This is a genomic window from Bradyrhizobium sp. CFUWI (assembly GCF_056429085.1).
In genome coordinates this window covers 13,257-27,264 of the sequence record NZ_JBWJZE010000037.1, presented here as the reverse complement: position 1 = coordinate 27,264, position 14,008 = coordinate 13,257, and the positions used below count along the sequence as shown (strand labels likewise).

The following is a 14,008-nucleotide window of genomic DNA, read 5'->3' as shown; positions in this document are numbered from 1 at the left end:
GTCAATGAAGTCATCGAGGCATTCGGGCAACAGCGTCCGCTGCCCACGATCCGCCTCTTCAACGAAGCGCCTCATCGATTCCCCCAAAGAATCACAGGAGAATCATAACAGCAGCCAGTGTTTTCACTCAGCCAGGGTCAACATGCGAGTCGATGCCGCGCGGCACGAGACGGGTCCGCCTCACACGCTAGCGTTGACGGAACCGGGATTTCAGCTCGCCGCGTTTCGGGTTGGGACAGTCACAGCCATATGGCTATAGAGAAGCCTTGTATCCGGGGGTATAGTCCTCAGAAGGCATACTCCCGATCGATCTTGGGTGCTGCAGCTTCGAGCCGCCGGGGCATTTAGCCATCGCCGGCGCTATTTGCGACTCCGGGGCGAAAGACGGGCCCGTAACCCGGTAAGAGAAATCTGTCGATTGATCCATCGCGCGTGAGCAAGAGGTCATCATGCAACATCCGATTCAAGCGCCGTCGGTCGCGCTCGATTCGAATGAGCGCAAGCGCCCCGAGGAGGCACTGCGCGAGAGCGAGGAGCGCTTTCGCACCCTGGTGCAGTTCTCCTTTGATGTGTACTGGGAAACGGACGCGCAGCATCGATTCATCCGCCAGGAGTTCGCTGAGACTCTTCCCGAGCCGCCGGTCTCCGAGATCGGCAGGACACGATGGGAGGTCCCGTATCTGGAGCCCGATGCAGATGGCTGGCGCAAGCACCGGGAGATACTCGACGCCCACCTCCCGTTTCGCGATTTCGAGCTCGCGCGGCCGACGCCCGACGGCGGCAAGCGCTATATTTCCGTCTCTGGGCTGCCCATCTTTGACGAGATGGGGAACTTCGTCGGCTATCGCGGTGTGGGGCGCCACGTCACGGAGCGAAAGCGAGCCGAACAGGCGCTGATCGAGAGCGAGGCCCGTTTCCGTACCTTCGTGGACCACGCGACCGATACGTTCATGCTCCACAGTGAAGATGGTCGCGTTCTCGACGTGAATCGGAATGCCTGCGAAAGTCTCGGCTACAGCCGGGCTGAACTGGTTGGGGCAACCGGGGCCTTGTTCGATCTGGAGATGGATGAAGCGACATGGCGGAGCAACCGCGAGCGCCTGAAGGCTGGCGGCATCGCTACGCTCGAGAGGCGCTATTGCCGAAAGGACGGCACTGTGTTTCCCGTCGAAGTCCGCATGCGGGAATTCTGCGAAGGCGGCCAGTCACGAATCATTTGTCTGAGCCGCGACATCACGGAACGCAAGCGAACCGCCGAGACGTTCCGCGAGATGCAGGCTGAACTAACACACGCCAATCGCGCGGCGGCAATGGGCCAGGTCACGGCTTCGGTGACACACGAATTGAGCCAACCAATCACCGCGATGTTCTGCAACGCAGAGGCCGCATTGAACTGGCTAGGATCGCCATCTCCGAACTTGGAAAAGGCACGGCGGGCGCTCGCATCCATTGTCGCAGAAGCCAAGCGAGGCGGCGAGATCATCAGTTGGATCCGTTCCTTGATCAAGAAGGCTCCGGCGCCGCAGGAGAGCGTCGATGTCAATAGTGCAATCCTGGACGTGATCACCATAGCCCGTAGCGAGCTGTTCAAACATGATGTCTTGATCGAGACCGACCTCGCTCCGGGCTTGCCGCTCGTGAAGGGCTATCGCGTTCAGCTGCAACAGGTTGTTCTCAATCTGATCCTCAACGCGATCGAGGCAATGGACGTCCTCGACGTTGGCGGACGGAAGCTGCGGATCAGCTCGGCTGCAGATGCCTCGAATCTCGTTGTTGTCAGCGTACGGGATACCGGACCTGGACTTGACGTGGCAAGCGTTGACCGCCTGTTCGAGCCCTTCTACACAACCAAGCCGAACGGGACCGGCATGGGCTTGTCGATTTGCCAATCGATCATCGAGGCGCACGGAGGACGACTTTGGACTGGTGCGAATGAACCGCGGGGGGCCGTGTTTCAGTTCAGCCTGCCTTCGGAACAGGGGTGATCCACATTCTTTCAGGAGCGGGCGTTGCGCAGGCTGGAGTTCACGGCCTCAAACGCATCCTCGCTGCGGATTGACCACGATCGGCTCATCGCCTGTAAGCGCACGTGTCACTCTCTGCAAAAACATCGCGTTAATGCGGAGGCCCAGCGTGCTCACTCGTCACATGACGACTGGGTGGCAAGTCCGCTCCGGGTCAAAATGCGAACAGCTCAACCTGAGCAAATCTTGTTCGCCAAGCCTCAACAAGCGGACCTCGTGGAGCGATGCTGCCACTTCGCCGAAGGGCCAAAAGCGGAAGCCAGGCATGATCGTACGGTCAGAGCCCCACTGCACGACTCACGGTCTCGGCGCGCATCGGCGTCCCCGAGAGTCACATGCTGTCGGGCCCGGCGCCGGCTGCTGGAATCTCACGCGCGGATTGATATCGCAATAGGTGGTCCACCGTCCGGACGCCGAAGCCAGGCACTGCTCTCTCGTCTCATACATGCACTCGGGAGCGGCGGCATGGCCACCGAAGACGCACCAGGGATAGTCACGGCCGGCCTCTGCTGCTGAAGAAAATCCCATCAGCAGGACCCCGATAAGCAAAGCTAGTCGCATTCGACCCTCCATCATGTAAAGCCGACGGATTATAGAACATGTCGAAAGCAAGTGGAGCATCAAAAGGCCACCCGTAGCCGACATCCATTAGACAATTCTGGCGCTTGGTTTGGACACTCTCGGATGTCCGTTCGCCCCTCACCAGCCAAAGTGGACATGGTCGGAGGTCGCCCAAGGGCCAACAGGCGCATTCTAGATGAGGGAAGCCGCCAACCGAAGCGGTCTTACTCTTCTTCCGATTTCACCGTATCCGCAAGGCTCTCAAGCTGGTGCCCTAGCGCTATCCAGCTCCGTGAAATGTTCATAAGCAGGGCAGACCGGCGGGCTGAATTTTTCGGATCAGCTCCTAGCATTTTGTATTCCGCAACGTAGGCTCTGCATTGTTCGATTGACGGCATTTGCGCTGCTCCACGTGGCCAGCCTTAGGAACGAGATTCTCAAGAACCCCTTCTTCTGATCTCATCCTCGATTTCTTTAATAAGCTTGAGGATTTCGGGACCATCCATGTCCCCAAGCGCGGTGCTCTTAAGGCGCTCAACGGTGGTCAGCTCGGTCTTTGAAGAAGGTCCGTTGTCGTTTTCCATCACTGTCCTCCATTCCGTAGGACGCGTCGCCCCCAGGCAATCGGGAAGAGTTGGCATATGCTGTCTTTGCAGGATGGTCAATTTTGCTCACATTCAACGGGCAGACCGATTCCGCGGGCCGCTCTGCATGTCGCCTGATATCGACGTTCATCGACGTGCCCATTCAACAAGGTAAGGAAACACGTTTCCTGGTCATCCGCTCCCTTCAAAGACAGCCAGAGTCCGTTAAGGGTCAACACTGCCAGTTTCGGCGCTGGGCGGTCAGGTCCGTCTACTACCAACTTCGGAAATGGCCGGACAACGCTCAGAGAGTCGCGAACGGCCAGAAAGAAATATTTCTGTCACCTGAGCTCGTCTCGTGCGCCGCTGCCCTTCGATGCCACACCGGTTGTGTGAAACCTCCGCGCGTTCATAATTCGTGTGTTGCGTTCGCCATTGATGAGATCATGCTCTTCCAACTGAATAGGTCTGTGTGCCGGCATCTAGTACGTTGCCAGGCAACGCACTGACACTCAAGATTTCAGCCGAGCTGACCCGGCTCCAAACGGTATCAGTCAGCCCCATCTTGGCATCTTTTCGCGATGTTTGTGCCGCTGCTTGCACCGGACTGTCACTGCTGCGGCAACTTCGCTGTCCACCAATCATCTGAGTCAGGGCTCAGTCCCGGGCGGTAGCAGCAATCAGCTTGTTCACGAGAGACAATACTTCGTTGGATTTCTCGGGCCCCACGCGTCGTCAATGTCTCGATATCGGAAAGGGGACATATGAAGCGATCGCCTATTCTCTCATTTCTTTCTTTTTTCTTTCTTTCATTTTTGCTGTCGCGAGTTTTGCAGTCCTATGGATTGTTCTAGATGCTGAGCTGCATTTCTGAAAGGCCGCAGCCACAACAGCCATGTCACCCGAGGTCATTCGATAACTATTAGTCCGGACGCGCAAGGCTATGAGGCGGAGTTTCCAGTCTCGGTTTGCAGTGGAATCGCTTTTGCCAAAAGTAACGAATAGCTCGCCATTGAGCGTTCAGCACCCGCGAAATCGCCTCTATTTGCCAGCTGCTATCCGCCATCCCGGCGCGTCCTCGCCAACGAGCGAGGATGATCATGACAAGCACCCGGTCACGACGTGAAACCATAGAGTTCGAGCACCCCTTCAGGATCACAAGCTTCGAGCGAATATTACCGGCTGGCTCGTATGAAGTGGTTAGCGATGAAGAGTTGATGGAAGGAATACATGAACTATCGCTCCCATCCTTTCGGCCCATCGCCACTATGATATTGTTGCCCGCACCCCGCGGCTCTTTCGTCGAGATGGTGGCTATCAGTTCGATCGACCTGTCTGATGCCCGGGAGCCGATGCGATCGTGTTCCGTTGAGCACGTGTCTGTCGATCTCGACAAGAATTGGACAGCGCTGAACATTGTCGTTCGCCAGAAGCTGGCGGAGATCGAACGAAATACGAAGGCGTTGCGCGGTCTGCCTCCGCAGCCTAGACCCGAGTGCTCGCGGCGCCTGCGAGACCGTTGGGTGGCGCGCCGCCGGAGCTGAAAGGGCCAGGCCGCGACCGACGGATCGATGCTTGCCGCGGCCTCGCGCTCTGGTGCATCTTTCTGAATCATTTTCCCAATAACGCCGGAAGCTGGCTAACGCTGCGGAACTACGGCTTCAGCGATAGCGCGGAAATGTTCATGTTCGTGTCCGGCGTGACCTGCGCGCTGGCTTACGGCAGTGCACATGCGCGCGACGGTTGGCCCGGCGTCATCACACGTACGCTGCGGCGAAGCTGGGATATTTATGCAGCATTCCTGCTGCTAACGGTGGCTTGCGCCGTCATGGTTTACCTGAGCGGTGGTGACCGGCTCCCGGATGAGAGCAACACGCGCCTTTTGCTTGAGTATCCCGGTGCGGCTCTGTCGCATGCGGCGATCCTGCAATACCGTCCCGTCAATACCGACATCCTGCCGATCTTCGTGGTCTATCATCTTTTGTTCGCACCCCTGTTGTGGTTGCTGATGCGAGTGCCGAACACGACACTCGGCGCGTCGCTGTTGCTTTATGCAATGGTGCACGTCTTCGGTTGGGTCGTCCCGGCATGGCCCGACAACGTGTGGTTCTTCAACCCGCTGGCATGGCAGTTGCTGGTCGTGCTCGGCGCTTGGTATGTCATTGCGGGCAAGCGAATTTGGCCTCTTATGAGCTGTCGCGTGATGCTGATATTTGCGGTTCTCTATCTGACTCTTAGTCTGGTCGTCGCGTTGAGTTGGTGGGTCACCGCCCTGCAAGATCTGGTCCCACGAGCGCTCGCCAAGGTGATTTACGAAGTCGACAAATCGAATCTCGCTCCTTTGCGGCTGCTGCATTTTTTGGCGCTTGCGCTCTTGGCGGTATGGCTGGTACCTCGCGATTGGCGGGCAATGCCGATGCCGCTGATGCGCGCAGCGATCCTCTGTGGTGAGAATTCGCTGGCAATCTATTGCCTCGGTGTTCTGCTGGCGCTCGCCAGCCAAATAGTACTGGTCGGCATTTCGAGTGGTTTTGCGATGCAGATCGCGCTCAGCCTCGCTGGCATTCTGCTGATGATTGCGGCCGCAGCGCTGCTGGACTCCATCCGGATAAAGCCCAGGCGGCAGCCGCGATGACTTGAAGAGTTGGAGGGTCGCAGCACTTGTCCTTGGCAATGCTCCAGTAGGCATTCGTCTTAACGACAGGGGTTTAGATTCATTGGTCTCACTCCGGCACGCTCACACTGGCAACTGAGGCGGCCTCAGTCGTTCCAGATGCGTTCGCCGCATTCGCATTCGAACAGGTGGATGAGGTTCCCTGTTTCCATGTTCAGGATCGCGCTAACTAGCACCAGCTGCTTGTCGCAGAGACGACATTTCCGGTCCGAATTATTTTCGATTTCTGCGATCTTCTCTGCGCGGAGCAGATCCATTTTAAAGTCCCCCTCAAAACAGGACCGATGCTACTCCATGAGCTCCGCAATTGGATCATACAGAGGTATACTTGGTGGTGCTTCGACACCACCAAAGAGATGGGAGCAGACAGGCAATCGGTTCTGCGAACCTAGGCCCGCGTCGCTTCCGGGTCATGAGCCGCCGACCACACTCGTTGCAGGCTTCCGCTTTGTATTGGCCGACGTAGGTGTTTGAGACTCATGACCCCGCTTTGTAACGAAGCCATCGGCACTGTGGCACGCGCTCGTGGGATGGCTGCCTTGGCCAAGGATGCCGGCCTTTCCCGTGAAAACCTCTACAAAGCACTCAGTTCAGAAAGCCACCCAGAGTTGAGCAGCGTTATGAAAGCTGAACTCACCAGGCGTTGAGCTTCATGCTGAACCGAAGGCGACAAAAGTGGCCTGAGCGCCATCCAAGAATCCGGTTTGCGCCTCGGCCTGAGAATACTTGTCATCCGCTTGGCGTTCGGCTTGCATTCGGGGGCGTCAGGTAAGGCCCCGTCGATTCAATCGTTCGAGCCGCGAACTCACCTCCTCGCGAGATTGGGGCAGGAACATTCTCTCAATTGCCAAGTTTTCCCGATGCCCTTCCCCAAGGGTGACCCCGATGGCCCCAGCTCCCAACGCCCCCACTATCCCGCGAGCTGGGGCCTTTTTTCCATCGCGACCGGGCGGCGGACGCGGCCGGAACTTTGCCGACGCATCACCGTTCCCGGTGCCAGGCACGAACGTAGGCGGACGCCATGAAATGGATGCTTGTGGTCCTCGTCGGTGGCGTCGCGCCCGTCAACACAGATCTCGTATTCGACAGGTTCAGCGACTGCCTGTCCGCCGAGGCGCAGATGCGACAGCATTACTCTGACGCGTTCGATGCCTGGGACCGCTTGGCCGCAGCAAGAATCGACCGGCGCAGCGACTATAGGAGAGCCCGCGAACTCGAGGCGAAAAGACTGCTGAGCAACGTCGGGACCTGTGTGCCTCATGGTGGGGGAGATCCTGTTACGCCGGCGGAGCCGACAAAGCCGCCCGCCGCACCTTCGCAGCAACCTGCTGCACCGCCGCAGCCGGCGCCGCGAACCTAGCGAAACGCCGCGCCTCATCGAAGAAAGGCCGCGCTTATTGGGAGCGCGGCCGCATTCGAGATGACGCGCAGCGCTTACCAGTGGTGATGATGCCAACGGTGCCGCACCACGGGATACGATCCGCCGTAATAGGCGTAGGCAGGGCGCACGACGCGGCGATAGCGATAGCCGTAGGAAACGGGCTGCGTGTAGTAGGTGGTTGTGGTGTATCCGCCGCCCCAGCGATACGGTGCATCGTACGCATAATCGTAGGCGTATGGGCCGCCATAATAGCGGGCGCCGTAATAGCCTGGACCGTAGCCGTAATAGCCATAGCCGGGGCCCCATCCATACGCCGAGGAGGCAAGCCCGCCGATCACGGCGCCTGCGACAAGGCCGCCGGCAAGGCCCGGTCCCCAGCCTCGCCAGTGGGCTTCAGCCGGAGACGTCGCAGCGATCGAACTCAAACCAAGAGCGCCGGCCATCAGGGCCGACAGTGCGATCTTCTTCATCGGGACACCTTTCACATCGCATTGCTTCCGCCCCCGAGATAACGGGAAAAATAGGCAATAGTTGCGAGCTGAAAGAACGTCCTGGTGAAGCCGATTCCGCGCCTGCACGGAGAGCACACGAGCGAAACCGTGCTGTGCGATGTCGTCCGTTCGACTAAAGATGCCGGGAAGAATTGGAAACATCAGGAATGCCTTGAGTTGGCAGCGATGGATCCGTGTCCTGGAGAGCAAGCATCGTGGACGACGCCGTCTTGAAGAAAGCCGCCGAAACCGCCTGGACGGTGTACCGGGCGCGGAATCCCCATGTCGACGCATGCGACAGTCGGCGAAGCCTGCTGGAACGCCATTTGCTCAGGAGAAGGGAAGAGCGCGAGAGCGATGCCGAAGAACTCGCCAGCTTCGGGATAGCCTACCTGGACCGGCTTCCCGGCGGCGAATGTTGACGAGCATGAAAATGCTCGTCGCGCGCATAGCCCGCGGAAGCACAAGGCCGGTTTGGACGCTGCTCGCGATTTCGTTTCTCATCTCGGCGGTCATCGTAATCGCCTTGCGCATCGTGTTCGGGAGTTAGTTAGAGACACCACGGATGCCGGCCCGGATCGCGCCGAAGGCCCCTAGGGCTGGCAGGGCAATCGCATATGAATGACACGGGGACCGTCTGCAGGCTTGCTCGGCCTCTCCCGCTCGCGGCAGACGCGCTCGCAGAGCGTGGCGAGACCTAGCGCGCGCCTCGCCCTTCGAGACGACCGCGTCGCGGTCTCCTGAGGATGAGGCTAAGCAGCATTGGTGCTTGTTGAAACTCGTGCCGCGCATCCGGTCCTCATCCTGAAGGCCCGCCAACGGCGGGCGTCTCGAAGGATGGCCCCAGGCGGGAGCGCTCCTATGCGATTGCTCCTGTTAGGGCAGGGGACTGCAGTCCAGGACCTTGATCCTGCCGGAGGTGTCAAACGCCAAGACCGCGCTCATGACACCCGTACTGGTGAGGTAAGAGATCACGGTTCCATGGTCCGACGGATTGAGATCGTCCAACGTGCCTGCGGGGCATCTTCGGAGGCGCTCGATCCAATAGGCTCGAATTGCCTCGCGCCCGGTGATGGTTTGGGCGCCATAGCAGCCGCAGTGCACCACGGCATCGTCAGCATGAAGGTCCAAGATCGCTTCGATATCGCCGGCGCGATAGGCATCAAGCCAGTCGACTGCAACGCCCATCGGGTCAAAGGAGGTATTTGCCACTTTACTGCCGTCCAAACTGATTTAAGCTGGGGGAACCAAGTCGGTTAATTAATTTTATTATCCCACCCGGCCACGGCCATATGCCGTAGGACATAGAGAACCGGGCCGAGGCAAAGTCGATGTTGGACGCGTCCGCCAAGCAGGGGATCCTGAAACCCATCCGGCTTGTGCTCGTCGATCGGCAACCGATCGTCCTGCAGGGACTGAAGTCGATTCTCGGGACACAGCAGGATTTCGATGTTGTCGCGTCGACCAGCGACGGGACAAGCTGCCTCGAGGCCATCAGGAATTTGTCGCCCGACGTCGCGGTGATTGCCGACAACCTGCCGGATTTGACGGCATCCGACATCCTCGTGGTCGCGCAAGCCGAGAAGTTGCCCACGCGCCTAGTGTTCTTTACCGAGTCCGACACCGACCCCGATCTCACCGCTGCGGTTGCAGCCGGCGCCTGCAGCGCAATTTCGAAATATGCCGCTCCCGGCCCCATGCTGAGATCGCTGCGGCAGATGGCGAAGAGCGGTGTGTCGCTGGAGCAGTCCGATCTCGCGCCAGCCGGCAAGGAGGCTGATGGCGGCGGCAAGATAGATAAGATGCTGGAACAGTTGACGCCGCGGGAACGTCAGATTGTCCGGCTGGTCTCGGAGGGAATGTCCAACAAGGAGATCGCGCGCCAACTCGACCTGTCGCAAGGCACAGTCAAGGTCCACCTGCACAATATCTTTCAGAAGCTCGAGATCACCAACAGAACGGTGCTTGCGACCATCTCGCTGTTGCAACGCACGTCTGGCTTCAGCGCGCTCGCTCTGGCCTTCCTGGCGTTCGCCATTGCCGACGAACTCAAGGCTGCCGACGCAAGCGACATGTCTGCGCATGACGATGGCCCCGATCAGACGGACGAGCACGCGGGATTTGAGATCTGGAAGAAAGCCATTCTCCAGCATCTCATCGTCTCGAAATCCGGCGGGACGCCCGCGTTCGCGGAGAGAGACTTTTTTGCCAAAGCAAGCCAAGCCACGAACCCGGCGGCGGCCATGGAAGCGCTGCGCGCGGCGGAGCAACTCCTGGGTTTGAGGCCGTGGAAAGACGGCGCTGCTGTTGGATCCGGCACGGCAAGTCTGCCTGCGCCTTTGCTGCCAGGACCCAACGGCAGTCCGACGGGAGGTGGTCCTGCCGCGGAAGATCACCTTCCGCGGTTGGCCTTCCCTCCGACGTCGATCCCCGGCGGCTATGGCACCTTCGCCGCTGTCGCCGGCGCGTTGATCTACGCCCTCAACGATCCCGGTCTCGCCGCGCAGGCGCGTGAGTTGGATCAAGCATCGATCGACAGCTTCCTGACCGGTACCGGAGACGATGCGACCACAAAGCTCGCCGCGATCAGGCATGTTGACGCTGGTCGCGCCGAGAACTCAGCCCCGCATTTCCTGTCACGCGATTTTGGCGGGCCTTCTGGCCTTGTCACCGGAAGCGATAACATCGCTCACCAAGGCGTTCAGGGGCAAACGGCCCAGGGCACCGCGGTCGACAATGGCCAAAAAGTCGATGGCGTCTTGGATCCTGGTCACCTTTCCGGCCCGGGCGGAGATGGCCGCGATCAACTGATGGGTGGCAGCGTTGAAAACGCTGTGCATCACAGCCCGCCCGATTCCAAGTCCAGCTCTTCCGATTCCCTCCTCGATGTCGCATCCGGGCCGGGCAGGCTCAATCTTGCAGCTTTCGGGGCGCTTGCTTGGCTGCATCTGACGGCGGCGACCAAATCCATCCCGCCACATACCCTCGCCTGGATCTACGATCCCGCAAGCAACCAAACGATCGTCTATGTCAATCCGACCGACCACATCCTCGAGATCGGGGATCGCGGCCTGCTGGAAATCCACTTGCAGGGGATCGTTACCGTTGCGGAGGCGGAGGGCGTCGCCCCACAAGATGGTGTAGCCGTCACGTTCACCTTGGAGCAGCTCGAACAAGCGCTGATATCGGCGACCGCAACCGATGAGGCTGTTTCGAGCGCGGACAATATCCATGCGAGCGAGAGTGCGCTTGCGGCGGCAGGAGTCTGGAGCGCCTTGGCCGGTGACGGCCTGAGCTTCCAATTCACCAAAGTTCGGACCGGCGCCGCGACGTCGGCAAAGTCCAGCGCCTTCACGCGCGACTCGGCGGACACGACGGAGGAGAGTGCTGGTGCGTCCGGTTTGCCGGCCTCCGGATCATGGCCCGCGCCAGGTCATGGTGCGCCGCCTGCGGCGGTCGAAGATCTCACCTCGAAGAGTGGGCCGGCCAATCTGAACAACGGTGCTCAGTCGACCACGCAGAACGAGATCGTCCCGTTGGGCCTCGAGACGGCCGACAGCACCGGCCGGGGTAACTCTGAGCACGCTTCGGACCAGGGATCGGCGAAGGCCACGGAGATGGCCGAAGCGAAGTCCAAATCCGACGGCGGCGACGGGAATGACAATGAGCATCATTCCCAGGCTGCGGACGGTTCGTCAGCGGCAGCGAAGGCGCCGGAGTCCGGCGGCGCCGAGCACGGCAATTCCGGCCACTCGGCTTCGGCAAAAGAAGCGGACGCAGGCGAGAGCGTCGCAACCGACGACAGCACGGACCACGGCAAACCGCAGCATGCTGCGGAGCCGGAGCCTGCAAAGACGCCAGCCACGGAGATGGCCGAAGCGAAGTCCAAATCCGACGACGGCGCCGGGAACGACAATGAGCATCATTTCCAGGCTGCGGACGGTTCGTCAGCGGCAGCGAAGGCGCCGGAGTCCGGCGGCGCCGAGCACGGCAATTCCGGCCACTCGGCTTCGGCAAAAGAAGCGGACGCAGGCGAGAGCGTCGCAACCAACGACAGCACGGACCACGGCAAACCGCAGCATGCTGCGGAGCCGGAGCCTGCAAAGACGCCAGCCACGGAGATGGCCGAAGCGAAGTCCAAATCCGACGACGGCGACGGGAACGACAATGAGCATCATTCCCAGGCTGCGGATGGTTCGTCAGCGGCAGCGAAGGCGCCGGAGTCCGGCGGCGCCGAGCACGGCAATTCCGGCCACTCGGCTTCGGCCAAAGAAACGGACGCAGGCGAGAGCGTCGCAACCAACGACAGCACGGACCACGGCAAACCGCAGCATGCTGCGGAGCCGGAACCTGCAAAGACGGCAGCCACGGAGATGGCCGAAGCGAAGTCCAAATCCGACGACGGCGCCGGGAACGACAATGAGCATCATTCCCAGGCCGCGGACGGTTCGTCAGCGGCAGCGAAGGCGCCGGAGTCCGGCGGTGCCAAGCACGGCAATTCCGGCCACTCGGCTTCTGCCAAAGAAGTGGACGCAGGCGAGAGCGTCGCAACCAACGACAGCACGGACCACGGCAAACCGCAGCATGCTGCGGAGCCGGAGCCTGCAAAGACACCAGCCACGGAGATGGCCGAAGCGAAGTCCAAACCGGACAACGGCGCCGGCAAGGATAGTGAGTATCATTCCCAGGCTTTGGACGGTCCGCAAGGAGCAGCGAAGACGGCAGAGCCCGGCGGCACGGATCACAGCAATCCGGGCCACTCGGCTGCTGGCAAAGGAGCGGAAGCGGGCGAGAGCGTCGCAACTGACGACACGGAGCAAGGCCGCCCACAGCATGCTGCGGAGCCGGTGCCGGCAAAGCCCGCGGCCATGGAGATGGCGGGAGCCAGGGTCAAACTGGACAGCGCCGCCGCCGATGACAATGAGCATCATCGCCAGGCTTCGAGCGACGCCCCAGGAGCAGCAGAGTCCGGCAGCGCCGAGCACGGTAATTCGCGCCACTCGGCTTCTGCCAAAGAAGCGGACGCAGGCGGGAGCGTCGCAACCAACGACAGCACGGACCACGGCAAACCGCAGCATGCTGCGGAGCCGGAGCCTGCAAAGACGCCAGCCACGGAGATGGCCGAAGCGAAGTCCAAACCGGACAGCGGCGACGGGAATGACAATGAGCATCATTCCCAGGCTTTGGACGGTCCGCGAGGAGCAGCGAAGACGTCAGAGCCCGGCGGCGCGGATCACAGCAATCCGGGCCACTCGGCTGCTGGCAAAGGAGCGGAAGCGGGCGAGAGCGTCGCAACTGACGACACGGAGCAAGGCCGCCCACAGCACGCTGCGGAGCCGGTGCCGGCAAAGCCCGCGGCCATGGAGATGGCGGGAGCCAAGTTCAAACTGGACAGCGGCGCCGCCGATGACAATGAGCATCATTCCCAGGCTTCGAGCGACGCCCCAGGAGCAGCAGAGTCCGGCAGCGCCGAGCACGGCAATTCGGGCCACTCGGCTTCTGCCAAAGAAGTGGACGCAGGCGAGAGCGTCGCAACCAACGACAGCACGGACCACAGCAAACCGCAGCAGGATGCGCATTCCGGTGCAAACGCATCACTAGCCGCGCAGCCGGCAAAGGCTGCGTCCGAACTTTGGGGCACCGATCAAGAGCCAGTATTCCGCTTCGATGGCGAGGCACCTGCTGCAACGCTCGTCGAATTCGCCGAGCCTCAAGAGCTTCATAATCCGCACGCCGCGCTCGGTCAGGAAGGCCTCAGGACGATCGTCGAGATGGTCCCTCACGTTCCGGACGAACACGCGCCGCAGCAGGGCCATCATGGTCCGCATCCGGGCATTCTACATGGGCCTCATGATCTGCTGATTTGAAGCATCCTCATTGCTCGAAAACAGGCAGCAGCGCGCCGGCGCGGCCCGATGTCGAGCGGAACCAGGTTGACGGCGCCGGGGAACCGGGAGGGGCGCTTTTGAGTTAACCTGCGACAGGACAACAGCGGATTCTGTGATGAAAAGCCGTCGCTTTGGCAGTTCGATCTCTACCGCCCTTCGCCATCCCGGCGTGATCGCATTGGTCGTCGCCGGCGTGACGATTGCGGCCATGCTGATCGTCGATCACGGTCCCTGGAATCGCGCCAAGACCCAGCCGGCCCAGGTCGCGATGTATGCGACCACCGGCGAAGCGGCACGGGCCGCTGGGGCCAAGGTGCTTCCGACCACCCCGAAATCGCCGATCGAGCCGGCGCGACCGGGGCCCAAGACGTCCCCGGTCGTCAATCCCGTGACGCCGTAATCTCG

The 14,008-nt window shown here is 60.7% G+C and carries 12 protein-coding genes; 7 read left to right on the top strand and 5 right to left on the bottom strand.

What is annotated here, in order from left to right:
• Positions 1-449 precede the first annotated feature (449 nt).
• A complete protein-coding gene (locus AC066S_RS36405; protein ID WP_478271838.1) occupies positions 450-1,985 on the top strand; it encodes a PAS domain S-box protein in 1,536 nt (511 codons plus the stop codon).
• A 336-nt stretch (positions 1,986-2,321) separates the two neighbouring features.
• Here AC066S_RS36405 and AC066S_RS36400 read toward each other — a convergent pair whose 3' ends face one another.
• Together AC066S_RS36400 and AC066S_RS36395 are read right to left on the bottom strand one after the other, a co-directional pair.
• Entirely contained in the window at positions 2,322-2,585 is a 264-nt protein-coding gene (locus AC066S_RS36400; RefSeq protein WP_347338953.1) for a DUF3551 domain-containing protein, read from the bottom strand.
• 437 nt (positions 2,586-3,022) lie between these two features.
• Positions 3,023-3,169, bottom strand: coding sequence for a hypothetical protein (locus tag AC066S_RS36395; RefSeq protein ID WP_164718367.1), 147 nt, complete (start codon positions 3,167-3,169; stop codon positions 3,023-3,025).
• Positions 3,170-4,688: 1,519 nt separating this feature from the next.
• On the opposite strand from AC066S_RS36395, the gene AC066S_RS36390 reads away from it, so the two are divergent.
• Positions 4,689-5,804 (top strand): OpgC domain-containing protein, encoded by a 1,116-nt coding sequence (locus tag AC066S_RS36390; RefSeq protein WP_478271837.1) that lies wholly within the window; start codon positions 4,689-4,691, stop codon positions 5,802-5,804.
• Positions 5,805-5,929: 125 nt separating this feature from the next.
• Here the strand turns inward: AC066S_RS36390 and AC066S_RS36385 are convergent, their stop codons facing one another.
• A complete protein-coding gene (locus AC066S_RS36385; RefSeq protein ID WP_164718368.1) occupies positions 5,930-6,100 on the bottom strand; it encodes a hypothetical protein in 171 nt (56 codons plus the stop codon).
• Positions 6,101-6,322: 222 nt separating this feature from the next.
• Between AC066S_RS36385 and AC066S_RS36380 the strand changes: the two genes are divergently transcribed.
• Both AC066S_RS36380 and AC066S_RS36375 read left to right on the top strand, forming a co-directional pair.
• The gene (locus AC066S_RS36380; RefSeq protein ID WP_478271836.1) at positions 6,323-6,490 is read left to right on the top strand and encodes an addiction module antidote protein; all 168 of its coding nucleotides are present in this window, start codon (positions 6,323-6,325) and stop codon (positions 6,488-6,490) included.
• A gap of 374 nt (positions 6,491-6,864) precedes the next feature.
• On the top strand, positions 6,865-7,203 hold the full coding sequence (locus AC066S_RS36375; protein WP_478271835.1) for a hypothetical protein: 339 nt from the start codon (positions 6,865-6,867) through the stop codon (positions 7,201-7,203).
• 74 nt (positions 7,204-7,277) lie between these two features.
• Here AC066S_RS36375 and AC066S_RS36370 read toward each other — a convergent pair whose 3' ends face one another.
• On the bottom strand, positions 7,278-7,694 hold the full coding sequence (locus AC066S_RS36370) for a hypothetical protein (RefSeq protein ID WP_478271834.1): 417 nt from the start codon (positions 7,692-7,694) through the stop codon (positions 7,278-7,280).
• A 236-nt stretch (positions 7,695-7,930) separates the two neighbouring features.
• On the opposite strand from AC066S_RS36370, the gene AC066S_RS36365 reads away from it, so the two are divergent.
• Positions 7,931-8,137, top strand: coding sequence for a hypothetical protein (locus AC066S_RS36365; RefSeq protein WP_478271833.1), 207 nt, complete (start codon positions 7,931-7,933; stop codon positions 8,135-8,137).
• 454 nt (positions 8,138-8,591) lie between these two features.
• Here the strand turns inward: AC066S_RS36365 and AC066S_RS36360 are convergent, their stop codons facing one another.
• Positions 8,592-8,927 carry a nuclear transport factor 2 family protein gene (locus tag AC066S_RS36360; RefSeq protein ID WP_235885097.1) on the bottom strand — a complete coding sequence of 112 codons (336 nt, stop codon included), beginning with the start codon at positions 8,925-8,927 and terminating at the stop codon, positions 8,592-8,594.
• A gap of 119 nt (positions 8,928-9,046) precedes the next feature.
• Between AC066S_RS36360 and AC066S_RS36355 the strand changes: the two genes are divergently transcribed.
• Positions 9,047-13,582, top strand: coding sequence for a LuxR C-terminal-related transcriptional regulator (locus tag AC066S_RS36355; protein WP_478271832.1), 4,536 nt, complete (start codon positions 9,047-9,049; stop codon positions 13,580-13,582).
• Positions 13,583-13,718: 136 nt separating this feature from the next.
• Complete coding sequence (locus AC066S_RS36350) at positions 13,719-14,003, top strand: hypothetical protein (RefSeq protein ID WP_135161893.1); 285 nt, start codon at positions 13,719-13,721, stop codon at positions 14,001-14,003.
• Positions 14,004-14,008 lie beyond the last annotated feature (5 nt).

Bases quoted from the DNA above. Each gene is read 5' to 3' on its own strand.
- AC066S_RS36380 (WP_478271836.1), top strand. From the start codon at position 6,323: ATGACCCCGCTTTGTAACGAAGCCATCGGCACTGTGGCACGCGCTCGT.
- AC066S_RS36385 (WP_164718368.1), bottom strand. From the start codon at position 6,100: ATGGATCTGCTCCGCGCAGAGAAGATCGCAGAAATCGAAAATAATTCG.
- AC066S_RS36355 (WP_478271832.1), top strand. From the start codon at position 9,047: ATGTTGGACGCGTCCGCCAAGCAGGGGATCCTGAAACCCATCCGGCTT.
- AC066S_RS36395 (WP_164718367.1), bottom strand. From the start codon at position 3,169: ATGGAAAACGACAACGGACCTTCTTCAAAGACCGAGCTGACCACCGTT.
- AC066S_RS36405 (WP_478271838.1), top strand. From the start codon at position 450: ATGCAACATCCGATTCAAGCGCCGTCGGTCGCGCTCGATTCGAATGAG.
- AC066S_RS36375 (WP_478271835.1), top strand. From the start codon at position 6,865: ATGAAATGGATGCTTGTGGTCCTCGTCGGTGGCGTCGCGCCCGTCAAC.
- AC066S_RS36350 (WP_135161893.1), top strand. From the start codon at position 13,719: ATGAAAAGCCGTCGCTTTGGCAGTTCGATCTCTACCGCCCTTCGCCAT.
- AC066S_RS36370 (WP_478271834.1), bottom strand. From the start codon at position 7,694: ATGAAGAAGATCGCACTGTCGGCCCTGATGGCCGGCGCTCTTGGTTTG.
- AC066S_RS36400 (WP_347338953.1), bottom strand. From the start codon at position 2,585: ATGCGACTAGCTTTGCTTATCGGGGTCCTGCTGATGGGATTTTCTTCA.